The following is a 23,962-nucleotide window of genomic DNA, read 5'->3' on the forward strand; positions in this document are numbered from 1 at the left end:
ATCGTTTTATTATTTGACCCTAATTGAACCATTCTACCTTTGGTAGATCAATAAACACTTAAGTATAGTTCTAATGGGCATTATTTATTCATTTGGGTACCTAAAATCATAATTTCACCATTTATTTTCCGCCTTTGCGAACTATGTTGGTGTATCGGGAAAGATGGTATGTCTGGAACACCATTCCAATTCACATCACGCATCACAGAAAGCAGGACACAAATCACCCATGAGCATCTGGGGCAAAATTATTGGCGGGGCAGCAGGTTTTGCCTTGGGCGGACCGTTAGGCGCAATCCTTGGCACGGCAGCCGGTCACGTCGTCGACAAAATTAAAAACGGTGCCAGCAGCGCCCAAATTGGCGGCCAGGACCCAAGGCAGATTGCCTTTGCAACCGGTGTCATTGTGCTGGCGGCCAAAATGGCCAAAGTCGACGGCCATGTGAGCCGTGATGAAGTCAATACGTTCAAACGTGTTTTCCACATTCCACCGGGCGAGGAAAAGAATGTCGGTCGTATCTTTGATATGGCGCGGCAATCTTCAGACGGGTTTGAAATCTATGCCCGTCAGATTGCAACCATGTTCCACGGTGAACGTGCGTTGCTTGAAGGCATCCTTGAGGCGCTTTATCAGATCGCTATGGCGGATGGGCAATTGCATCCGGCAGAACAGGACTTTTTGAAAAAGGTCGCGCATATCTTTGGCTTTGCCGATGTTGATTTTGACCGTGTCCATCATGCCTTTACCTCCTCAAACGGGCCGGACCCGTATGAGCAACTTGGCCTTGGACGCGATGCCAGCGACGATGATCTAAAATCAGCCCATCGCAAACTGTCGCGCGAAAACCATCCAGACACCTTGATGGCCAAGGGCATGCCGCCAGAATTCGTTGAGCAAGCCAACGAAAAAATGGCGCGCATCAATGCGGCATGGGATCAAATCCGCAAGGAACGCGGGATCCGCTGACCAAAAACCACGCAGACATCCCCAAAACGAATGATTTCCCTTGCAACAGCACCAGATTTGCTGTTTGCAGAGGGCCAGTCATTCTGACCATTTTTCTGTTCTCAAGCTTATCGGTTTTTCCATGGCGCCACCGCTGATTAATATTAACGACATTCACCTGACCTTTGGCGGGAATGATCTGTTTTCCGATGTATCCTTTGCCATCGGTGAACGCGATCGCCTGTGCCTTGTCGGGCGCAATGGTGGTGGCAAGTCGACCTTGCTTAAAATCATCGCTGGCGAGATCGAAGCCGATGGGGGCGAACGGTTCGTTCAGCCGGGCTGCAAAGTCGCCTATCTTAATCAGGAACCGAAGTTTGATGGATATGACACGGTCGAGGAATTTGTTCTTTCGGCCCTGGATGCGCATGAAGAAGAATATTCCTACCGTTCTGACATGCTGCTGGCATCGGTTGACATCGACCCGAAAGCCGATCCCAAGCAACTTTCAGGTGGGGAAGGTCGCCGTGCTGCGATTGCGCGCGCGCTGATTGCCGACCCGCAGGTTTTGCTGCTTGATGAGCCGACCAACCATCTTGATCTTCCGACGATTGAATGGCTTGAAGGCGAGATCAAGAATTTCCGGGGCGCGGTTGTCGTGATCTCGCATGACCGGGCATTTTTGAATGCGGTTTCCAACGGGGTTCTGTGGCTTGACCGTGGTGTTATGCATCAAGGGTCGATTAACTTTGCCAAGTTCGAAGAATGGTCTGAGGAAATCTATCGCAAGGAATCCGAAGAACGCGCGAAACTTGATAAGCTGATTGCCAAGGAAACCGTTTGGTCGGTTCAGGGCATTTCCGCACGCCGCAAACGTAATCAGGGCCGTCTGCGCCGTCTTTATGATATGCGCGAACAGCGTTCCAGTCAGATTGATCGCATTGGCAATGTATCGCTTGCAGCGGATACGGGTTCTGCGTCGGGCAAGGTTGTGATCGAGGCAACCGACATCGCCAAATCGTTTGGCGACCGTCAGATCATTACCGATTTCTCCACCCGTATTTTGCGCGGTGACAAGGTTGGCATTATTGGTCCGAACGGCGCTGGTAAAACAACACTTTTGAAAATGCTGACCGGGCAGATTGAACCCGATAGCGGCACGATCAAAATCGGCACTAACCTGAATGCCAGTTACTTTGATCAGAAACGCGTCGCCCTGGATGATACCAAAACCCTTTGGGATACCTTGTGCGATGTCGGTGGCGATCAGGTCATGGTTCGTGGTAATCCGCGCCATGTGGTCAGTTACCTGCGTGATTTCCTGTTTGATGAGAAACAGGCAAGAAGCCCGGTTGGCGCGCTTTCAGGTGGGGAGCGTAACCGTCTTTTGCTGGCCAAACAGCTTGCCAAGCCGACCAACCTTCTGATCATGGATGAGCCGACCAACGATCTTGATATGGATACGCTCGATCTGTTGCAGGAAATGCTTGATGATTACGAAGGCACCCTGCTTCTGGTCAGCCATGACCGTGACTTCCTTGATCGGGTTGTCACATCCTCCATCGTCATGGAAGGCGACGGTTTGGCTGTTGAGTATGCCGGTGGCTATTCCGACTATATCACGCAGCGGAAATTATCGCAGGCCGATGCACCAAAGGATGACAAGAACCTTGGTAAACTTGGCAAGAAACCCGCTGGTAATAGTGGCGCAAAACCCAAGGCAGCCGCCAAAGTAAAGATGAGCTACAAGGACCAGCGCGAATACGACAATCTGCCCGGTGATATGGCGAAGCTGGAAAAAGAAATCAGCACGCTTGAAGAAGCGCTTGCTGACAGCAACCTGTTCGTCAAAGAACCGGCAAATTTCCAAAAGAAAGTTGATCGTCTGGATGCGGCGCGCAGCGAACTTGCCGCATCAGAAGAACGCTGGCTGGAACTTGAAATGCTGCGCGAGGAACTTGGACAGGCATAGACCTCGCTTCCAGACACCCCAACCCTTCTGTCTTTCTTTCAACGTAACTTCTCCATGCGGTGCTTTACCCGCATGGAGAGTTGCGTCAAACTCACCTCAAATAATTTACCCGTTGAGTTGAAAAGAACTCATTTGTCGTTTGACGGCAAACAGATGACAAAGGATCCATCCGCGCATCCGATCTAGTTGGATTGATTGCACGGACAGTCTCATCAGGGTTGCCCAAATGCCCGCCCCCATTTGCAGAAAGCATGCGCGATGCCCTTAAAAGCCGTCCTTATGGCCCTGTCCGTTGCCGTTATCTGGGGCATCAATATGCTCACGGTCAAAGGGGCGGTTGGTGAAATCCCGCCATTCATGTTGACCACCATCCGCTTTGTCGCTGTGGCGGTTTTGTTGGTGCCGTTCGTTAAAATGCCGCGCGAACATCTGGGCAAAATTGCCGTCACGTCGCTTGTGTTTGGATCCCTTCATTTTGGTGTGCTGTTCTTTGCACTTTCACTGATTGATGCCGGGCCGGTTGCGATTATTATTCTACTCGGCGTGCCGTTTTCATCGATGCTGGCGACTTATTTCTTTGATGACCGGCTGGGATGGAAACGGTTATCGGGCATGGCACTGGCCTTTATCGGCGTCACGATCATGTTCTGGGACCCGACCATGACCGACTTGCAACTGCCGCTTCTGTTGGTGGTGTTTGCCGCCTTCATGTGGGCTATTGCCAATGTCATGATCAAGAAAATGGGCGATATCAACACGTTCGAGCTAAATGGCTGGATGGCCTTGATGGCTGCCCCCCAGTTGTTTTTACTGTCCCTGATCTTTGAACCGCATGCGTTTGAGGCGGTTGTGGCGGCGAGCTGGGTTGCATGGGCAAACCTCAGCTTCACGGTGATTATGTCATCAATCGTTGCCTACGGATTTTGGTATCATTTGCTAAAGACCCAAGATGTGAATGTGGTGGTGCCTTGGTCATTGCTTGCCCCAGTCATCAGCATTCTGGGATCGTTCATCATATTTGACGAGACATTCTCATTGCTTAAAATCATTGGCAGTGTCGTTGTTCTGTGCGGTGTCACCGTCATCATGTTGCGCAAACCCGTACACCGCAAAACGCAAGGGATGGACTGATCCAGATGGCCGATAGGGATATCAGGGACGGGTTGCTTAACAACGTGATAGACCATCCGTCCGCCAATTTCGGGCCGCGTCCAGACGGTTGCCCGATAGATATCCTTGTCTTGCACTATACCGGCATGCAAAGCGGAAAAGACGCGCTTGATCGTCTTTGCGATCCGGACAGTTCTGTTTCCAGCCATTATCTGGTTGAGGAAGATGGCCGCATCTTCCGCCTTGTCGATGAGGATAAGCGTGCATGGCATGCCGGGCGCGGTAACTGGCAGGATTGCATCGATGTAAATTCGCATTCCATCGGCATCGAAATCGTCAATCCCGGCCATGAATTTGGCTACCGCCCGTTTCCCGATGAACAAATAACGTCGGTTCTTGCACTTTGTCAGGACATTCTGACCCGCCACACCATTCCAGCGGGTCGCATCATTGCCCATTCCGATATGGCGCCAGATCGCAAAGAAGATCCCGGCGAGTTTTTCCCGTGGAATTTGCTGGCAGAGAACGGCATTGGTCTTTGGCCCGGCGTCCATCAAACTTCGCCTGTCGATTTGCCTGAATTTGACCGACTGCTGGATCAGATTGGATATGGCAACCCGTCCGAAGATGTCACCGAGACAGAACAGGATGCTTACCGCGTCAAACGATACATCGCGTTTCAACGCCATTGGCGACCATCGGATATTTCCGGGGTGATTGACGATGAATGTATGGGTATCGCCCAAGCCCTTGCCCGCAAGCTATAGGCGCCCCGACATCAAGCAGCTTTGACCATCGCTTTTTCTTGACGCAACGCGCGATGTAACCTACATCCGCAACACCAGATGGCCGGATGGCTGCCCTTGCTGCTTGCAGTCGGGGAGGAAAGTCCGGGCTCCATGGAAACACGGTGCCAGATAACGTCTGGCGGGGGCGACCCTAGGGAAAGTGCCACAGAAAGCAAACCACCGACACGGCGCAAGCCCTGTCGGAAAGGGTGAAAGGGTGCGGTAAGAGCGCACCGGTCCTTCAGCAATGCGGGACGCATGGTAAACCCCACCGGGAGCAAAACCTAATAGGAATGGTCGGCCGGGTGCTTCGGCATTGTCGGCAGGTGGGTTTTCGCACCACCATTCGGGTTGGTTGCAGGAGGCGTTCGGCGACGAACGTCCCAGATGAATAGCCATCCAATGCGGCTTGCCGCATGGACAGAACCCGGCTTACAGGCCATCTGGTCTTATTTTTTTCGCCAAAAGACAAAAGGCGATGACACCAAACGGGTCATCGCCTTGCAATAGTTGATATCCCGCGAAACGGAATAGCAGGAATACTTAGCCGCGTTCCGCAATTGACTGCGCAAAATACGTATCGGCTTCTTCCTGCGTTCCCTCTGGAATATCGACAGCGGTCTGATCTTTGATCATCTTGCCCAATGTCGGCAGGGTTTTACGGTCAATCTGGACATTGGCATCCCAAAGTTTGGAGCGCATCAGCGATTTCGCACAATGCAGGAAGGCCTCGTCAACCGTGATCCGGATTGCCGTAATCGGTGGCTTTGGCGTATCGGCAAACAGCCCCAGCAAGGCGGGATCGGTGCTGATTTCAGCTGTACCATTGATCCGGAGCGTCTCATTGAAACCCGGCACAAAGAAAAGCATTCCGACTTTCGGGTTATCAACAATGTTTGCCAACGTATCGACACGGTTGTTGCCCGGGCGGTCGGGCATGACGATCGTGTTGTCATCAAGCACCTTGACAAAGCCCGGTCCATCGCCGCGCGGGCTGACATCGGCATCACCATTGCAATCGGCCGATGAAATTACGGCAAAGGGCGACAGTTCAATGAAATGCTTACAATGCGGGTCAAGTTTGGACAGACACTTGGCAACAGCCAGTCCCATTGGTTCGCCGTATACAGCACGGAGTTTTTCCTGAGTATCGATTTTGGTCATGGGGCGCACCTTCTGCGGGAATCAGGGGCCGAAATTGCGTCACTTGAGAACGCAAGTCAATTGCCGATCAACCCAAAATGATCTCGCTGACTGTTTTGACGGCTGCGAACTCGCCATTGAGACTGGCAAGGGCCACATCATGCACAAGATCGGCGCTAAAGACGCGCCCGTCGGGCAACTTACGGTCAAAGGCAAAACAGGCATCGGCAGCAATGGTCACGTCAAACCCAAGATTGCCGCCCATGCGTGTGGTCGTATTGACGCAATGATCGGTTGAAATCCCGCACAGCACGATCCGGTTAAGACCGCGCGCACGTAAATCAGCCTCAAGCGTCGTCCCGATAAAGGCGGAATTGACCAATTTGCCATAAACCTTCTCGTCGGCTTGGGGCACGGCAAAATCAATAAAAGCATGGCCCGGATGATCAGGATGAAGGCGCGACTGCGGCGTTGTGCTGTCATGGCGCACATGAATAACCGGAAGGCCCTTTGCCCGCCAATGCGCCAAAAGCATCGCGCCCATTTCCTCAGCCGCGGGATTATTACGTTGCCCCCAATAATCAAGATCGGAAAAGCCCTTTTGCCAGTCAATCAGGATCAAGGCCGCGGTTTCGTTCTGTGTCATTTTGGTTTTCCCTGTGAAGGACCGTTATCGGTAAAGATTACATGCCGCCTAGACTAACTCATCCGGAATTGTCATAAATGACAACAACACCTCGATTTCGGCCAAACCCTTTGCCAAGGCCCACGATGATGCCGCGACTGATTGTTTTTATTCTTACGCCACAAACCGTGATGCTTGATGTCACAGGTCCGTTGCAGGCATTTCACGAAGCCCGTGATCCGATAACAGGCGATCCGGCCTATCGCACCATTCTGGCTTCAAGCCATGGGGGTGCGATTATGACCGATACCGGCATTCCACTTGATACCGTTCCAATCGCCGATCTAGATCCGGACGAAATCCATACCCTGATTGCTGCGGGTTCGGATGAAACATTGAATGCCATCGGGGACAGACATCTTATTGGCTGGCTTGAGGAACATTGCGAAACGATTGACCGTATTGGTTCGGTTTGTATCGGCGCATTCATTTTAGGTGCGTCCAGTCTGCTTGATGGGCGATCCTGCGTCACCCATTGGCGCTGGTGCCAACGCCTGCAGGATATGTTCCCGCACAGTCGCGTCGCCCCTGATCCGATCTTTGTTCATGATGGCCCGGTCTGGACATCAGCCGGGGTCACCACCGGGATCGATATGGCAGTTGCAATGATCGAACAGGATTTGGGCCGTGAAGCCGCCCTTGCGGTTGCGCGCAGCCTGATCGTCTATATCCGGCGTCCCGGCGGGCAATCCCAATTCAGTCTGCCGTTTGAACATCAGGCCAACGACAGCACTGGCCGTTTTGACGCGTTGCATGGCTGGATGGCAAAAAACCTTCATACCCGATTATCGGTCGAAGACCTTGCCGAGAAAGCACATATGAGTGCGCGCAACTTTTCACGAAGTTACAAATCCGCAACCGGACTAAGCCCGGCCAAAGGTGTTGAGTTAATGCGCCTTGAAGCAGCGCGTACCGCCCTTGAACAAACCGAAAAGCGGATCAGCCAGATCGCCGGTCTTTGCGGGTTTGGGGATGACGAACGCATGCGCCGATGCTTCATCAAACATCTTGGCGTCGCACCAAGTGATTACCGCGACCGGTTTCGCCGAGTTTAACGCAAGGTTAGAGCCAGCCTTTGCGTTTGAAATACCAAAGCGGCAAGACAGCCGAAAGCACCATCAATCCAATCGCCACCGGATAACCAAACTGCCAACTGAGTTCGGGCATGACGTCGAAATTCATGCCATAGATGCTTGCGATCAAGGTTGGCGGCAGGAAAGCAGCCGCGGCGACCGAGAAAATCTTGATGATGTTGTTTTGTTCCAGACTGATCATGCCAAGGGTTGCATCAAGCAGGAAGGTTACCTTGTTGGCAATGAAATTGGCATGTTCCGTGATCGACACAATATCGCGCGAAATCACTTTCAGCCGTGCTTTGGCGTCTTTCTTAAGCCGGGTCTGGGTTGACAGGAAAAGCCCGACGCGGTGCAGGTTCAACAAACTGTCCTTGGCCTTGCCCGACAAGTTGCCCGTCCGTCCGATCTGACGCAGGCTATCACGGTGATCCTGATCCGATCCGCGATCCTCGGGGTTGGCAAAAACCTGATTTGAAAGGCTTTCAAGATCGGTTGCCGTTTGCTCCATCACATCGGCCAGACGATCGACAATCTGTTCAAGCAACCCGAACAAAACTGCCTCGGCACTATTGGCCAAGGATGGGCTTCGTTTGACCCGACGGATAAAGGTTTTGAACGGCACCGGATCAGCATAGCGCAGCGTAATCAGGGTTTTCTTGACCAGAATGAACGTGACAGCCGTTGTTTGCGGCGCATCTGTTGTCGCACGGTTCAAAACCGATACGGTCATGAACAGCGCGCCGTCTTCGTCATACAAACGCGAAGAAAGTTCAATTTCCTGCATTTCCTCTCGGGTCGGCACTTCGATGCCAAACCGTTCTTCAATGGCATGGATTTCTTCTGGCGTTGGCGAGAGAAGATCAATCCAGACAGGTTGGCGTTCGGCCTTTGCCACTGTCGGCGCAGGCGCAGAAGTTGGCGCAGGATCTGGCGTGGCCGCTACCTTTTGGCTTGGACCAGCTTCGTTGTTAGCGCTAACACCAACAGGATTGGCGGCAGTATCTGCTACGCCGTCGCCGCTTTCGGGCGTCGAGCGCACCGGGGCAAAAAATTCGCTGGTGTCCATCAATCTTTCTCCATCGATGCTGGCTTGCCGTTGGCTCCGGATGCCAGTTTATTGGTTTATTGCCATATGGTGTTTGCGCGAGTCATCCAACCCGAATTGGCCTGTGCAAACCAATGATCGTTCGATGACGGTCTTCCTAGAACGGCAGCACCGTCTGGAATGCAAACGGATCAAGGTCCGGGTCGTCTCCGCGCTTATCGTCATAGGTCAGGCGCGCCTGATCAAGGAATTCGTCCTTGCTGATCATATTGTCATTATTGGCATCAAAATTCGGAAACAGGATTTCAAGCCGACGGCTTTCGGTGCGCAATCGTTGACGGTTGGCTTCTGCAGATCCTGGCAATTGTTCGACGGCGGTAAATTCACGTCCGACCAGAACGTTATCGCCATTGATATCACGTCTGCGAAACATCCAGCTTGAATAAGATGCTGCTTCATCCGCATTGATGCGGCCATCCTGATCAATATCAATCGGATGATATTGTTCCCGATACAGCTTGACCTGTTCGGGAATGCCCGATGACACCACACCAGCCCCGCCATTTTTCTGGGCGAGTGCCTTGGCAATGGCTTCATTCAACCCCGGAATATTTGCAGCACCATCGCCGGAAACGCTAGGAACGCCCGGCAACCCTGTCGCACCATCTGCCCCGTCCAGACCACTAAGCCCCGACAATCCGCCCAGACCAAATTGCGACATCAATTCAGGATTATTCTGCAATTGCTTCATGATCAATGGCAGTAATTCACGTACTTGCGGCGAAGAAACTTCGGGCGAATTTGAACTGCTGCCTGCCTTATCAAGGGTTAAACCCTGCGCCAAAGCAGAACCATTGTCGGCAGGATCAAGGCCGGGCATCGCAACCGCGCCCAAAAATGCACAACCCATTAATAAAGTGGCAGCTTTTATCCGCAACAATCGCTTCCTTCATTTCACTGACGCTGCCCCGCGCCAGAAAGTGACGCATAACAGTCAGGCGTAACACGGCATTTGATTTCAACGCCGCTACACCGACATTACGCAAGACTGCCGATCATGCCAAACATAGCGATCATAAAGTGATCCGGCATCCCTTCCGTCAAATGTCATTCAGACATTCTGCAGGAGTTCGCCCGCGCATCAAACCCGATTGGGACCCAAATCGCAAATTGTCTTCAACCATCGCCCACCAGAACCCAAAACCGCACAGGCCCCATTTAAACCCGGAAACAGGTTTTTTAGGGGCCTCCCATGGGAACCCATGGAACGGATTTGGGATTTTATGGGCACAGTATGGATAAGATCGTGTTTTTGCATGTTTTTGGCGGATTTCAGGCTTTTTGCATATACCGCAGAATCCGCGGAAATGTGCTGAAACGTCATAGTTGACCCCATCAAATCCCATTGACCCCCATCATTTCCCATGGTACCCCATTAATAGGCACAAATTCCGTGTCACGCGGGGCATATCCAATTCAAACAGCGACAGGTCACATGACCGCCCATACGGGTTCTGATTTGAAGACGGATTTTTTGATCAGGGGAATGGCGAAGTGCTGTTCACAGGGACGCACATTCACAAGCTGGACCGAAAGGGGCGCGTATCCGTCCCCAAAAGGTTCCGTGCGGCCCTTGACCAAGAAGAGTTCGCTGGCATTCACCTGTACCAATCCCACAAGGAAAGTGCTCTTGAAGGCTGTAGCCACAGCCATATGGAGCGTATTGCAGCATCCCTAGATGAACTTGATATGTTCTCGGACGAAGCCGACGATCTGGCTGATACCATCCTTGGTTCGTCCCATATGCTGCCATATGACGGCGAAGGCCGTATCATCCTTCCCGCGGAATTGATCGAATTTGCCCGCATCGAAGATCAGGTCGCCTTTGTCGGCCGTGGTCGCACCTTCCGTCTGTGGAACCCTGACATCTTCAAGCCCCTGCAAGATGCCAGCCGGACCCGCACACTGAACCGTGGTGCGACGCTTAAGCTCAAACCGATGGCTGAATTCCCGCAAGGCGCACGTCCCGTCCCTCCAACCGGGGAGGACGCATCATGAGCGATAACGACATCAGCTTTGCCACAGAAGATCGCCCGCATAAGCCGGTCTTGCTGCGCGAGGTGCTGGATGCTCTGGCACCGTGTGACGGCGAAATCATGGTTGACGGCACCTTTGGCGCAGGCGGTTACTCCCGCGCCATTCTTGATTCTGCCAAATGTGAGCTTTACGGCATAGACCGCGATCCAAGTGCGGTTGCCACCGGTCAGAAATTTGCCGCCGAATATGATGGCCGCTTCCATATGGTTGAAGGTTGCTTTGGCGATATGGGTCGTTTGATCCCGGCTGCCGGTGCGCAAAAAGTTGACGGTATCGTTCTTGATATCGGTGTTTCATCCATGCAGATCGATCAGGCTGATCGCGGCTTTTCGTTCCGCACCGATGGGCCGCTTGATATGCGCATGTCGATGTCTGGCCCAACCGCGGCTGATTTCATCAACACCGCCGAAGAAGAAGATATCGCCAACGTCATTTACCGTTACGGCGAAGAACGCGCATCGCGCAAGGTCGCGCACAAGATCATTGAAATGCGCGCTGAAGAACCCTTTACCACGACATCGCAGCTTGCCCGTGCGGTTCGTTCGGTCGTGCGCAAATCCAAAGACGGCATTGATCCGGCGACCCGCACGTTTCAGGCCCTGCGCATTTATGTGAATGACGAACTGGGCGAACTTGAACGTGCGATGAATGCGGCGGAGAACCTTCTGAACCCCGGTGGGCGTTTGGTGGTTGTGACGTTCCATTCACTGGAAGACCGTCAGGTTAAAACATTCATGAAGGCGCGTTCGGGTGATCCGAGCAAAATGTCGCGCCGCCTGCCCGGCGAACCAGAAGTCGCAACCCCGACATTTACGACTGTCACACGCAAGGCCGTAACAGGCCAAAAAGACGAAATTCGCGCCAATCCACGTGCGCGCTCGGCCAAGCTTCGTGCGGTTGCTCGTAACGAGCAGCCCACCACACCGCAAGGGAGCAAAGAATGACCCGTGCGGTAACCATCATCGGTCTTTTCCTGACCATTCTGATTGGTGCGGGCACCTATTGGGTCAGCCACGAAGTCGAACGTCTTGAAAAACGGTACGCCGAAATTCAGACAAACATTCTGGCCGAACAGGAAAGCATCCATGTGCTTCAGGCCGAATGGAGCTATCTGAACAATCCGGAACGGATTGAACGGCTGTCGCAAGAATATCTCAGCCTTGATCAGATCAAGGTGCTGCAAATGGCCAGCATCGATGATCTTCCCGAAGATGCCGATCTTCATCAGTACCGCATCGACAAGTTCGGTGAAGCCGTTGCGTTCATGCCGGTTCCACGCGCCCGCCCGGGTGATCTGATGTATGACGAAGCCGCTGACGCCATGATTATTGGCGCCCCGTCGGTCGCAACCGATACCGGAGGCGCACAATGAGCTTCACACGGTTCACATACTGGCTGCGCGGTGATCGTCCGGAACTGGGTCCGGATCAGCGCGAGCGTTTAGCACTTGAAACCGCACGCAACCGCATTTTCATTACCGGTGCGATGTTCATCATCGGCTTTTGCTGGATCACGTATGGTCTGGTCGATGCATCTGTCCTGCGTCAGGGCAACGAGCCCGCCGTTGCGTCGGGAACCGATGCCCGCGAACTTAAAACCGAACGTGCCGATATTGTTGATCGCAACGGCATCTTGCTTGCGACCGATCTTCCGACCAATTCACTGTATGCCGATGCCCGTGTTGTCAAGGACCCGGTTGAATCAGCTGACCAGTTGCTTACGGTTTTGCCCGATCTGGATCGCGATACGCTGATCCGGCATTTAAGTTCGCGCAAACCCTTTGTCTGGCTGCGCCGCAACCTGACACCTGAACAGCAATATGAAGTCAATTCGCTGGGTGTACCGGGGCTTAATTTCCAGCGCGAAGAACGCCGGGTTTACCCGCATGGGCGTCTGTTCGCCCATGTGCTTGGTTTTACCGATATTGATAATAACGGCATTGCCGGTGCCGAGCGCAAATTTGATAACGAACTTCGGATCAACAACGGACCACTTCAACTTTCGCTTGATACCCGCGTGCAATATGCGCTTGAGGAAGAAGTCGGAAGCGCCATGGAAACCTACAGTGCTGTTGGCGCTGCCGGTTTGGTCATGGATATTTATACCGGCGAAGTTGTTGCGATGACTTCGCTTCCGAATTTCGATCCACACCGTCCGGGACAGGCCCCTGCAGACGCGCGGTTCAATCGTGCGACGCTGGGCGTTTATGAAATGGGCTCGGTGTTTAAACTGTTTAACACCGCAATCGCGCTTGAAACCGGCACGGCGACATTGAACTCGGTTTACGATGCCACAGAACCGCTGCGCATTGCCCGGTTCTCCATCCGCGATTATCACGCTGAAAACCGTTGGCTGACCGTCCCGGAAATTCTGGTGCACAGTTCCAACATCGGGTCGGCCCGGATGGCCATGGCCTTTGGCGGCGACAACCAGCAAAAATATCTTAAAAAGCTTGGCATGCTCGACAAACCGGAGATCGAGCTTCCTGAAGTTGGCGGCCCCCTTGTGCCCAGTCCGTGGCGCGAGATCAACACCATGACAATCGCATTCGGTCATGGGTTGGCTGTGACCCCGCTTCAGGTTGTCAGTGGCATTTCCACCATTGCGAATGGTGGCATTCGCCGCCCGGCGACCATCGTTAAGCAAGATGGCGCACCGGCAGGCGAACGTGTGTTTTCCCAACAAACTTCGGAACAGCTCCGGCGCTTGATGCGCCTGGTTGTAACCGAAGGGTCGGGTAAAAAAGCCGAAGTGGCGGGGTACTTCCTTGGCGGGAAGACTGGCACCTCGGAGAAACTTGTGAACGGGCGCTACGTAAAGAACGCCCGCATGTCGACCTTTGTCGCCGCCTTCCCGATGCAGGACCCGAAATATGTGGTTCTGGTGACGTTAGACGAGCCCAAAGGCACCAAAGAAACATATGGATTTGCCACAGCAGGTTGGGTGTCCGCCCCTGCGGTTGGCAAGGTTGTGACACGTATTGCTCCCCTTTTGGGCATTGAACCGGCGAATGCGAAGGCGCCGGAGATCGAGCAAGCGTTGCAGATTGAACTTCGCAAAGGGGAACGCAAACTTGCGTCTTTCTGAGCTCATGGCAGGTGATCAAGCGGCACTTAAATATGCCGAAGGACAGGACCCGAACATTTCGGGCCTGACAGCAGACTCACGCACCGTGAAGGATGGCTATATGTTTGCCGCCCTTTCCGGTGCCAGAGATGACGGCTCCAAATATATCGCTGATGCGATCAAGCTTGGTGCTGCGGCCATCCTTGCAAAGGATGGCACCCCACGCCCGACAGCCGCGACAGTTCCACTGATCCCAGTGGAAAATCCGCGCAAACGTTACGCCCAGCTTGCGGCCCGTTTTTATGGTCAGCAACCGGCAAACATTGCGGCGATTACCGGTACAAACGGCAAAACATCGACCGCAATCTTTACCGAACAGCTTTGGACGATCCTTGGCAACCTGTCGGGGTCCATCGGCACCCTTGGCATTCGTGCCGCTGGGGCGAAAATCCCCGGATCGCTGACGACACCTGATCCGGTTGCGCTTCATCAAAGTCTTGATGAAATGTGTGGCATTGGCATCACCCATGTTGCGATGGAAGCAAGTTCGCACGGGCTTGATCAATATCGCCTTGATGGTGTGAAAGTAACCGTTGCCGCCTTTACCAATCTGTCGCGCGATCATCTTGATTATCACGGCACGTTCGAAAAATACTTCGCCGCCAAGGCACGCCTGTTCAAAGACCTTCTGGTTGCCGATGGCACCGCGGTTCTGAATGCAGATGTCGAACAGTTCGCGATGCTTAAAAAGATGTGCGAAAAGCGCGGTGTGGACGTTTTGTCCTATGGGCAGAATGCCGATGACATCAAACTGATCAATGCCACCCCTGACAGCACCGGCACCAAAATCACCCTTTTGGCCAAAAAAGGTGAATACAGCATTCATCTGCCATTGATGGGCAGCTTCCAGGTGATGAACGCGCTTGCTGCTCTTGCAATTGTTGTTGCATCGGGTGCCGATCTTGATCAGGCGGTCTTGGCCCTTGAAAAACTTGAAGGTGTTCGGGGTCGTTTGGAACTTGTCGGCAAAACAAGTTTCGGCGCACCAGTCTTTGTTGACTATGCCCATACGCCAGACGCGCTTGAAACCGTGATCAAGGCCGTTCGCCCGCATTGCAAAGGCCGTATCGTTTGTGTATTTGGTGCTGGCGGTGACCGGGACGTTGGTAAGCGCCCATTGATGGGGGCCGTTGCCAAGGATTTTGCCGATATCGCCATCATTACCGATGACAATCCGCGTAGCGAAGACCCTGCCCTTATTCGCGCTGCCATCAAGGCAAAATGCGACGGCGCGGTCGAGATTGCGGATCGTGCAGAGGCGATCAAACGCGGCATTGGCATCCTGCAACGCAACGACGTCCTTATTATTGCCGGAAAAGGCCACGAAAGAGGCCAAATTGTCGGCGATACGGTTCTTCCGTTTGACGATGCATCTGTTGCCCGCAGCATTCTTGCTGGCGGCAACTGACAAAAATTCCCGTTACGGCACCTGGCCGTGACGGCCTGACCGAAAAGAAAGCAACAGGATGACGAAGGCTGTTTTATGGACGGCAGGAGATGCCGCAACTGCAACCGGTGGCAAAACCACGGGCGACTGGTCGGTAACGGGTATCTCGATTGACAGCCGAAAAGTCAGTAAGGGTGATTTGTTTATCGCCCTTAAAGGTCCGAATTTTGACGGCCACAAATTTGCCCAAGCCGCCCTTGATGCCGGTGCGCATGCGGTCATGGTTTCCGATGCCCGTGGCATTACCGAAACCGACAAGGTTCTTCTGGTTGATGATACGATGGCAGCGCTTGAGCGCCTTGGCATTGCGGGCCGCGCACGCAGCAGTGCCAAAATCATCGCCATTACCGGCAGTGTTGGTAAAACCGGCACCAAAGAAGCCCTGAAATACGTTTTATCCCAGCAGGGTAAAACCCATGCCAGCCCGGCCAGTTTCAACAATCACTGGGGCGTTCCGATCAGTTTGGCGACACTGCCTTCTGATGCGCAATATGGCGTTCTGGAAATTGGCATGAACCATCCGGGTGAAATCAGCCCGTTGGTTAAAATGGCCAAACCGTCTGTTGCCTTGATCACCACCGTTGTTGGCGCCCATACCGAGTTCTTTAAGGACGAAGGTGAAATCGCCATGGCCAAGGCCGAAATTTTCGACGGTCTGGACACAGACGGCACCGTGATCCTGAACCGCGATAATCTGCATTACTTTGCCCTTGCGCGTCGTGCCAAGGAAATCGGGCTGACCGACATTAAATGCTTTGGCACCGATGCCATGGCCAATTACCGCCTGTTTGAAGCCAATATTGTTACCGATGGCAGTGCCGTTCGCGCACGGGTCGGGGGTCGCGATCTTGAATATTTCATTGGTTGCCCCGGCGAACACTGGGTATTGAATTCACTGGCCGTTCTTGGCTGTGTCGAGGCAATCGGGGCTGATACGGAACGCGCGGCACGCGATTTGGCCGATGTGACGCCGCCTGCGGGTCGTGGCGAAATTTCGACCATTAAAGTCCCGTCAGGCGACGGCACCTTCACGCTGATTGATGATGCCTATAACGCCAACCCGACATCCATGATGGCCGGGATCAAAGTTCTGGCGCAAAGCAAGCCGGGTGAAAATGGTCGCAAGATTGCGGTTGTCGGCGACATGCGCGAACTGGGCGATGATGCGATTAAAATGCATGCCGATCTGCACCAACCCTTGACCGCGTTGGAAATTGATCGGGTTTATTCTGTCGGGCCCCTGATGGCTGAGCTTGACAAGACACTGCCTGCTGAACGCAATGCCGGTCACTTTGACACCGCCGAGGACGCGATCGACCCGATCAAGGCCGATTTACGCGATGGCGACGTTGTTTTGATCAAAGGATCGCTTGGCATTTACGTTTCGAAAATTGTATCGGCGCTAAAATCCGGTGGTGTGGTCGTACAGACCGCAACCGAACAGAACTAAGTCGCAGAAGGAACGACAAGAGCGATGCTCTATAATCTGCTTTATCCGCTGGCCGATCAGATGCCGGTTTTCAACCTGTTTCGTTACATCACGTTCCGGACAGGTGGCGCGATCATTACGTCGCTTATCCTTGCTTTTGTTTTGGGTCCATCCCTGATCCGCTGGTTGCGATCAAAACAAAGCGAAGGACAGCCGATCCGCGAAGACGGCCCGGAAAGTCACCTTCTGACGAAAAAAGGCACCCCGACGATGGGCGGCCTTTTGCTGTTAATTTCAACATCGATTGCCACCCTTTTATGGGCCGATTTGACCAACGCCTATGTCTGGGCGGTTCTGCTGGTCACCATCGGGTATGGGTTCCTTGGTTTCCTTGATGACTTCCTGAAAGTTTCCAAGAAAAACACCAAAGGATTGCCAGGCAAGATAAAGCTTCTTGGTCAGTTTTCGATTGCTGCGATCGCTGCGTTCTGGATTTCCTATAATACGGCAGATCCGCTTTCGACCGCGCTGGCCTTCCCGTTCTTTAAAAATTATCTGCTTGATCTTGGCTGGTTCTTTGTCCCGTTTGCCATGTTTGTCATGGTCGGGGCATCCAATTCGGTCAATCTGACTGACGGGCTTGATGGTCTTGCCATCGTGCCGGTCATGATTGCTGCGGCAAGCTTTGCCCTGATCACATATCTGATCGGGAATGTGCAGTTTGCCGAATATCTTCAGGTCCACTATGTCGCCGGATCGGGCGAGTTGACCATTTTCCTTGGCGCACTGGTGGGGGCTGGCCTTGGGTTCCTTTGGTACAACGCCCCGCCTGCGATGGTGTTTATGGGCGATACCGGATCACTTGCCCTTGGTGGCGCACTTGGGGCGGTTTCGGTTGTCACCAAGCATGAACTGGTTCTTGCCATCATTGGCGGTTTGTTTGTTCTTGAAACCCTGTCGGTGATCATTCAGGTCGGGTCATTCAAACTGACCGGAAAGCGCGTTTTCCGGATGGCCCCGCTGCACCACCATTTTGAGAAAAAAGGTTGGCAGGAACCCACCATCGTTATCCGGTTCTGGATCATTGCCGTCATTCTGGCCTTGGTCGGGCTTGCAACATTGAAACTTCGGTAAGGATACCGTCACGTGATTGATCTTTCGCATCTGCGCGGCAAAACCATTGCGGTGTTGGGTCTGGGGAAATCCGGACTTGCCAGTGTGAAAGCATTGATCAATGCAGGCGCGATTGTCTGGGCGTGGGATGACACCGCACAAGGCCGCGATCTGATCGAACCGTTGGGTCTTGCCCCGATCAATCTTGCGGAATGCGATTGGACCGAACCCGACATGCTGGTGATCAGCCCGGGCATTCCTTCGACCTTCCCGACCCCGCACCCGGCAGCCGAAAAAGCCCGCCGTGCCGGAAAGCCGATCATTTGTGATGTCGAATTGCTGTGTACTGCGCAGGCCGATGTGCCGACTTTGGCCATCACCGGGACCAATGGCAAATCGACCACCACGGCCCTGACCGCCCATATCATCGCCCAAGCCGGAATTAAAACCCAGGCCGGTGGCAATCTTGGCAATGCCGCCCTTGGCTTAGAACCATCAACTGCCGATGATTGCCTTGTTCTGGAACTGTCATCCTATCAGCTTGATCTGCTTGCACATTCTGAATTTGATGCCTGTGCGCTTTTGAACATCACCCCGGACCATCTTGACCGTCATGGCGGGATGGATGGCTATATCGGGTCCAAACGCCAGATCTTCGCACGCAACAAAGGTCCCAAATGGGCGATCATTTCAATTGATGATGAACCCTGTGCCAAGATGGCGGTTGAACTGGCCCGCGAAGGCGGTCGCCACATCATCGAAATTTCGGTCAAAAACCCGGTAGATCACGGCATTTACGTCGATGACAACGGATGGCTGATTGATGATCTTTCGGGGGCCAAAACCCGCATTCTTGATCTGAGCACTGTTGCCCATATGCCGGGTAAACATAACTGGCAAAACATTGCTTTTGCTTACGGCCTTTGCCGGGCACGCGGTGTTGATGCCACACGGATCATTGATGGGGTCATGTCGTTTCCGGGGCTTGCACACCGCCAGGAACGGTTGGGCAGCATTGATGGTGTCGTGTTTGTTAATGACAGCAAGGCCACCAATGCCGAAGCATCAGCCAAAGCACTTTCATCATATCATAATATTTATTGGATTGTTGGCGGAAAACCCAAGGAAGGCGGCATTGCCGGGCTTGAGGAATTCTATCCCAACATCAAGAAGGCCTATCTGATCGGGGCGGCGACCAACGAATTTGCCGAGGCCCTTGGTGATGATCTGCCTTGGGCAAAGTGTGAGACCCTTGATGTCGCCACCAAGGCAGCATTTGAGGACGCCAAGGCAAGTGGTGATGACGCGCCGGTGGTGATGTTAACCCCGGCCTGCGCATCCTTTGATCAGTTCAAAAGTTTTGAAGCACGTGGCGACGCATTTCGCGATCTTTACGACGCACTGGCCAAGGCCGGGAAGGTAAACGCATGAAGTCGCTGTTTGGCACGAACACCAACATTGCCTTTTCCCGTGCGGATACATCTGTTCTGGGCATCTGGTGGTGGACGGTTGATCGCTGGTTACTGGCTGCCATCATTCTTTTGATGGGGATCGGGGCGCTTTTGGTGATGTCGGCAAGCCCGCCGGTCGCCGATCGTATCAATGTCGATAGCTTTCACTTTGTTACCCGCCAGTTCGTGTTTCTTGGCATGGCTGTGGTTTGCATGCTGTCGATTTCGCTGCTGCCGGTGAAATGGGTGCGACGGCTGGCATCCTTTATGTTTTTGGGCGTCATTTTTCTTTTGATCATCACCCCGTTTATCGGGTCCGAAATCAAAGGGGCTGTACGATGGATCCATGTGGCCGGGGTCACGATCCAGCCGTCAGAGTTCCTGAAACCGGCATTTGCCGTCGTGGTGGCATGGATGTTTGCCGAAGGTCGGCTTAACCCGAACTTCCCCGGTTATATCGTTTCCAGTCTGATGCTGGCGATTTGTATTTTCCTTTTGATGATCCAGCCGGATTTCGGGCAAACCGTTGTTGTCACATCGATCTGGTCGGTTCAGATTTTCCTGGCGGGACTGCCAATCATTCTGGTGTTCTGCCTTGGACTTGGCGCAGTTGGCCTGGCGGTTGGGGCCTATTTGATCCTGCCACACGTGCAATCACGCGTGGATCGCTTCCTTGATCCGGCATCGGGCGATAACTATCAAATCGAACGGTCGATGGAAGCCTTCATGAATGGCGGTATCATGGGCCGTGGACCGGGCGAAGGTTGGGTTAAAAACTCCATCCCCGATGCCCATTCCGATTTTATCTTTGCCGTCGCAGGCGAAGAATTTGGTCTTTTGTTCTGCATCTTGGTCGTTGGTGTGTTTACCTTCATCATCATGCGCGGTCTGTCGCGTCTGATGGGGGAACGCAACCTGTTCGTCGTGCTTGCCGTCAGTGGCATTCTGGTTCAGTTCGGATTGCAGGCTGTGATCAATATGGCCTCCACCCTGCAATTGGTCCCGCCAAAGGGCATGACATTGCCGTTCGTTTCCTATGGTGGATCGGCCACAATCGGCATTGCAGTCGGTATGGGCTTTGTTCTGGCCCTAACGCGAAAACGGCCCGGCGAGTAAGCCGCCTAAACACGCCCCTCACCGTTCTCATAACCGAATAGAAACCGACTTGTGCCCCGGCCCTGTCACGGTTTGCGACGGAATCCAAATAATATGATCGATATTCTGCACGCCGAACCAAAGCACCGTTCTGGCTGGGAACAGCTTTGGCGCCAATACATTGCCAAGTTTGGTGCCCCTGATATGCCGGATGATGTGATTGATGGTCTTTGGCATCGTATCCTTGATCCGGATCACGCCATGCAGGCATGGCTGGCGATTGATCCTGAGTCGCAGGCCGATGCCCCCACCGTCATCGGTCTGGCGCATCTCATCATCCATCCCCACACATTTTCGCTGCGTAATGTCGCCTATCTTGAAGATTTCTGGGTGTCGGCCGATCAACGTGGTCGGGGCATTGGCGAACAGATGATGACCGCATTACAAGCACAGGCCAAGCAACAAGACTGGACCCGTCTGTACTGGTTAACAGGCGATGATAACCACGGCGCCCAACGCCTTTATGACCGGTTGGCCAAACGCGATCATTCGGTTTTATACAAGATTGATACGGCTTAGCGCCCTGCCCTCAAGGCGGCTCAATACTGGATGCAATAATTTCCCGCCGACACGTGAATGGTCACCTTGGCTGTCGCCTGCCCGTTTCAAAACACACAGCCCTAAAAAACGACAAATTCCAGCCCTATAAATGCCCCCGCTTGAAGGGATGTTAACCTTTCTCGGGTTCTGATAGGGCAAACCGTCGTTGCGTAAGTGGATCTGATGACCAACAGCCAAAATATTGAAATTTCCCCGGCCACATCGCCGGATGTTACGCCCGACATTTCGCACATTGGCGATGTGGCGGAACATCCTTTGGCCGGGCAGGTCATCGCCCTGACGTCGGGCGGAACCGGCGGGCATATGTTCCCCGCCGTTGCCTTGGCACGTGCGCTTGTGCGCCGCGGGGCCAAGGTGCTGTTTTTCACCGATGCCCGTGCTTCGCGCTATACCGACGGTGTTGACGGGGTTGAAACCATCATCCTTCCGGCAGGCGGCATTGCGGGCAAGGGATTAAAGGGCCGGATTACCGGCGCCCTTCGTCTTGGCCTTGGCACGATGAAAGCCCGATCCCTTCTGAAACAATCAAAGCCTGCTGCCGTGATTGGCTTTGGCGGGTATGCGTCGATCCCGGCAACATTATCGGCCAAATGGCTGGGTATTCCGTTTGCCATTCACGAACAAAATGCGGTTCTTGGTCGGGCCAACCGATTGGTCTCCGGTGCTGCCAAGCGCATTGCCACATCCTTTGCCACGGTCAGGTTGATTGCCAAAAATGATGACGCCAAAGTCACATGGACCGGCAATCCGATCCGCCACGAAGTCGCCGCCCTTGCCAGCATGGAATATGACGTCCCGACCGCAGAAGGACCGGTGCGTTTATTGATTACCGGCGGGTCACAAGGTGCGCGGGTTTTATCAGAAGTTTTGCCGGCGGCCCTTGTTGCCCTGCCGCGTGATTTGCGTAACCGGCTGGTGGTGACACAACAGGCCCGCGCAGAAGATATCGATGCCGTCCGCAAAACCTATGACGGGTCGGGCATTGATGTGACACTGGCATCCTTTATCGATGATATCCCTGATCGCCTGCGTGATTGCCATCTGGTAATTGCACGGTCCGGGGCATCGACGGTGGCCGAGCTGACTGCGGCCGGGCGCCCGTCGCTTTTGGTGCCCCTGCCCCATGCGATTGATGATCATCAACGTTTTAACGCCCAACAGGTCGAAGAAGCCGGTGGGGCGTGGTTGTTGCCCCAAGATCGTTTTACGGTCGAAATTCTAAGCGAACGCCTGACCAAACTTTTGCAAAATCCGGCAGCCTTAAGCCGTGCGGCTAAGGCTGCCAAAGCCACGGGCCGCCCGAATGCCGCCGAACGGCTGGCTGATATGGTGCTTGATATGCTGGGACTGAACCCGGCAGGAAGCCCGAGCAACGAGAACATAAGTAAAGACCGAGGAGACACACTATGAACACCCTGCCGCTCAACATCGGCACCATCCACTTTGTCGGTATTGGCGGCATCGGTATGTCCGGTATTGCCGAAATTCTGCATAACCTTGGGTATTCCGTGCAAGGGTCTGACATTTCTGACAATGCCAATGTCCAGCGCCTGCGCGGTCTTGGTATCAAGGTCTTTGTCGGTCATGAAGGTAGCAATGTTACCGATGCCAAGGTTGTCGTGATTTCAACCGCGGTTAAGCCAAACAACCCAGAAGTCGTTGCCGCACGTGCCGATATGATCCCGGTTGTGCGCCGTGCGGAAATGTTGGCCGAACTGATGCGCCTTAAGGCGGCAATTGCCGTTGGCGGCACCCACGGGAAAACCACCACCACATCCCTTGTCGCGACCATGCTTGATGCGGCGGGCCTTGACCCGACCGTGATCAATGGCGGGATCATTAATTCATATGGCACCAATGCGCGCCTTGGCGATGGCGACTGGATGGTGGTCGAGGCCGATGAGTCGGACGGGACCTTTGTCAAAGTGCCGTCAACGATCTCGGTTGTGACCAACATTGATCCAGAACATCTTGATCACTGGAAAGATTTCGACCAGCTGCGCGAAGCGTTCAAAAACTTTGTCCAGAACATTCCGTTCTATGGCTTTGCCGTTTTGTGCATTGATCATCCCGAAGTTCAGGCCCTGATCGGCAAGGTAACGGATCGCCGTATTTTCACCTTTGGCTTTTCGCCGCAGGCCGATGTGCGCGCCGTCAATGTGCGCACCAATATCGGTGATAGCGTTTTTGACGTTGTCATCCGCGAACGGGTTGATAGCGAAGAACGCGTGATCAAGGATGTCCGCTTGCCGATGGTGGGGGATCACAACGTTTCGAACTCATTGGCTGCCATCACGGTTGCACTTGAACTTGGCATTCCTGACGAGAAAATCGTATCGGCCTTTGACGGTTTCACCGGGGTCAAGCGCCGCTTTACCAAAACGGGCGAAGTTGATGGTGTGACCATCATTGATGATTACGGTCATCACCCGGTTGAAATCAAAGCCGTGCTAAAAGCCGCACGTCAGGCAACCCGGAACAATGTCATTGCCGTGGTTCAGCCACACCGTTATTCACGCCTGCATGATCTGTTTGAAGATTTCTGCACCTGCTTTAACGATGCCGACAGTGTCATAGTCGCCGATGTTTACGAAGCCGGTGAGAGCCCGATTGAAGGCGCATCGCGCGATTCCCTTGTCGAAGGGTTGCGCAACCGTGGGCATCGCCATGTCAGCGCCCTTGAAAGCCCGGACAAACTGGCCGAAATCGTCGCTGCAGAAGCCAAACCGGGTGATCTGGTTGTTTGCCTTGGTGCGGGTTCGATCAGTGCATGGGCCAATGCACTTCCTGAACAACTTGAAGCATTAAAGAACTGAGA

Annotated in this window: 21 protein-coding genes and 1 other RNA gene; 18 read left to right on the forward strand and 4 right to left on the reverse strand. The window is 53.6% G+C overall.

Going from position 1 to position 23,962, the window contains the following annotated elements; genetic code table 11:
* Nucleotides 1-229 precede the first annotated feature (229 nt).
* From RIC05_RS10820 to rnpB, 5 genes are all read left to right on the forward strand, one after another.
* Nucleotides 230-967 carry a TerB family tellurite resistance protein gene (locus RIC05_RS10820; protein WP_350047309.1) on the forward strand — a complete coding sequence of 246 codons (738 nt, stop codon included), beginning with the start codon at nt 230-232 and terminating at the stop codon, nt 965-967.
* Nucleotides 968-1,088: 121 nt separating this feature from the next.
* On the forward strand, nt 1,089-2,918 hold the full coding sequence (locus RIC05_RS10825; protein WP_350047308.1) for an ATP-binding cassette domain-containing protein: 1,830 nt from the start codon (nt 1,089-1,091) through the stop codon (nt 2,916-2,918).
* A 258-nt stretch (nt 2,919-3,176) separates the two neighbouring features.
* The gene (locus tag RIC05_RS10830; RefSeq protein ID WP_350047307.1) at nt 3,177-4,049 is read left to right on the forward strand and encodes a DMT family transporter; all 873 of its coding nucleotides are present in this window, start codon (nt 3,177-3,179) and stop codon (nt 4,047-4,049) included.
* A gap of 5 nt (nt 4,050-4,054) precedes the next feature.
* On the forward strand, nt 4,055-4,795 hold the full coding sequence (locus RIC05_RS10835) for an N-acetylmuramoyl-L-alanine amidase (RefSeq protein ID WP_350047306.1): 741 nt from the start codon (nt 4,055-4,057) through the stop codon (nt 4,793-4,795).
* A 74-nt stretch (nt 4,796-4,869) separates the two neighbouring features.
* Nucleotides 4,870-5,267: RNase P RNA component class A (gene rnpB / locus RIC05_RS10840), an RNA gene on the forward strand.
* A gap of 92 nt (nt 5,268-5,359) precedes the next feature.
* On the opposite strand, the gene RIC05_RS10845 is transcribed toward rnpB, so the two are convergent.
* Nucleotides 5,360-5,980 (reverse strand): pyridoxamine 5'-phosphate oxidase family protein, encoded by a 621-nt coding sequence (locus RIC05_RS10845; protein ID WP_350047305.1) that lies wholly within the window; start codon nt 5,978-5,980, stop codon nt 5,360-5,362.
* Between the two features lie 67 nt (nt 5,981-6,047).
* A complete protein-coding gene (locus RIC05_RS10850) occupies nt 6,048-6,605 on the reverse strand; it encodes a cysteine hydrolase family protein (RefSeq protein WP_350047304.1) in 558 nt (185 codons plus the stop codon).
* Nucleotides 6,606-6,733: 128 nt separating this feature from the next.
* Between RIC05_RS10850 and RIC05_RS10855 the strand changes: the two genes are divergently transcribed.
* Complete coding sequence (locus RIC05_RS10855) at nt 6,734-7,699, forward strand: GlxA family transcriptional regulator (RefSeq protein WP_350047303.1); 966 nt, start codon at nt 6,734-6,736, stop codon at nt 7,697-7,699.
* 7 nt (nt 7,700-7,706) lie between these two features.
* Here RIC05_RS10855 and corA read toward each other — a convergent pair whose 3' ends face one another.
* A complete protein-coding gene (gene corA / locus RIC05_RS10860; protein WP_350047302.1) occupies nt 7,707-8,786 on the reverse strand; it encodes a magnesium/cobalt transporter CorA in 1,080 nt (359 codons plus the stop codon).
* A 136-nt stretch (nt 8,787-8,922) separates the two neighbouring features.
* A complete protein-coding gene (locus tag RIC05_RS10865; RefSeq protein WP_350047301.1) occupies nt 8,923-9,645 on the reverse strand; it encodes an EF-hand domain-containing protein in 723 nt (240 codons plus the stop codon).
* Nucleotides 9,646-10,319: 674 nt separating this feature from the next.
* Here RIC05_RS10865 and RIC05_RS10870 point away from each other — a divergent pair.
* The 12 genes from RIC05_RS10870 (at nt 10,320) to murC (ending at nt 23,960) form a co-directional block, all read left to right on the forward strand.
* Entirely contained in the window at nt 10,320-10,823 is a 504-nt protein-coding gene (locus RIC05_RS10870; RefSeq protein WP_350043953.1) for a division/cell wall cluster transcriptional repressor MraZ, read from the forward strand.
* On the forward strand, nt 10,820-11,806 hold the full coding sequence (gene rsmH, locus RIC05_RS10875) for a 16S rRNA (cytosine(1402)-N(4))-methyltransferase RsmH (RefSeq protein WP_350047300.1): 987 nt from the start codon (nt 10,820-10,822) through the stop codon (nt 11,804-11,806). Before RIC05_RS10870 ends, rsmH begins: the two co-directional genes overlap by 4 nt.
* Entirely contained in the window at nt 11,803-12,234 is a 432-nt protein-coding gene (gene ftsL / locus RIC05_RS10880; RefSeq protein WP_350043951.1) for a cell division protein FtsL, read from the forward strand. Before rsmH ends, ftsL begins: the two co-directional genes overlap by 4 nt.
* Complete coding sequence (locus RIC05_RS10885; RefSeq protein ID WP_350047299.1) at nt 12,231-13,949, forward strand: peptidoglycan D,D-transpeptidase FtsI family protein; 1,719 nt, start codon at nt 12,231-12,233, stop codon at nt 13,947-13,949. Before ftsL ends, RIC05_RS10885 begins: the two co-directional genes overlap by 4 nt.
* Nucleotides 13,936-15,396, forward strand: a complete 1,461-nt coding sequence (locus RIC05_RS10890; protein WP_350047298.1) for a UDP-N-acetylmuramoyl-L-alanyl-D-glutamate--2,6-diaminopimelate ligase — start codon at nt 13,936-13,938, stop codon at nt 15,394-15,396. Before RIC05_RS10885 ends, RIC05_RS10890 begins: the two co-directional genes overlap by 14 nt.
* 58 nt (nt 15,397-15,454) lie before the next feature.
* On the forward strand, nt 15,455-16,885 hold the full coding sequence (locus RIC05_RS10895) for a UDP-N-acetylmuramoyl-tripeptide--D-alanyl-D-alanine ligase (protein ID WP_350047297.1): 1,431 nt from the start codon (nt 15,455-15,457) through the stop codon (nt 16,883-16,885).
* Nucleotides 16,886-16,909: 24 nt separating this feature from the next.
* Nucleotides 16,910-17,998, forward strand: a complete 1,089-nt coding sequence (gene mraY, locus RIC05_RS10900; RefSeq protein WP_350043947.1) for a phospho-N-acetylmuramoyl-pentapeptide-transferase — start codon at nt 16,910-16,912, stop codon at nt 17,996-17,998.
* Nucleotides 17,999-18,010: 12 nt separating this feature from the next.
* A complete protein-coding gene (gene murD, locus RIC05_RS10905) occupies nt 18,011-19,408 on the forward strand; it encodes a UDP-N-acetylmuramoyl-L-alanine--D-glutamate ligase (RefSeq protein WP_350047296.1) in 1,398 nt (465 codons plus the stop codon).
* Nucleotides 19,405-20,544 (forward strand): FtsW/RodA/SpoVE family cell cycle protein, encoded by a 1,140-nt coding sequence (locus RIC05_RS10910; protein ID WP_350047295.1) that lies wholly within the window; start codon nt 19,405-19,407, stop codon nt 20,542-20,544. The genes murD and RIC05_RS10910 overlap by 4 nt, the downstream gene beginning before the upstream one ends.
* A 93-nt stretch (nt 20,545-20,637) precedes the next feature.
* The gene (locus RIC05_RS10915) at nt 20,638-21,102 is read left to right on the forward strand and encodes a GNAT family N-acetyltransferase (protein WP_350047294.1); all 465 of its coding nucleotides are present in this window, start codon (nt 20,638-20,640) and stop codon (nt 21,100-21,102) included.
* Between the two features lie 195 nt (nt 21,103-21,297).
* Nucleotides 21,298-22,554: an undecaprenyldiphospho-muramoylpentapeptide beta-N-acetylglucosaminyltransferase gene (gene murG, locus RIC05_RS10920; protein WP_350047293.1), complete on the forward strand. Its 1,257-nt coding sequence runs from the start codon at nt 21,298-21,300 to the stop codon at nt 22,552-22,554.
* On the forward strand, nt 22,551-23,960 hold the full coding sequence (gene murC, locus RIC05_RS10925; protein ID WP_350047292.1) for a UDP-N-acetylmuramate--L-alanine ligase: 1,410 nt from the start codon (nt 22,551-22,553) through the stop codon (nt 23,958-23,960). Before murG ends, murC begins: the two co-directional genes overlap by 4 nt.
* Nucleotides 23,961-23,962 lie beyond the last annotated feature (2 nt).

Origin of the sequence: Thalassospira sp. (assembly GCF_040218635.1) — a bacterium.
Taxonomy (GTDB): domain Bacteria; phylum Pseudomonadota; class Alphaproteobacteria; order Rhodospirillales; family Thalassospiraceae; genus Thalassospira.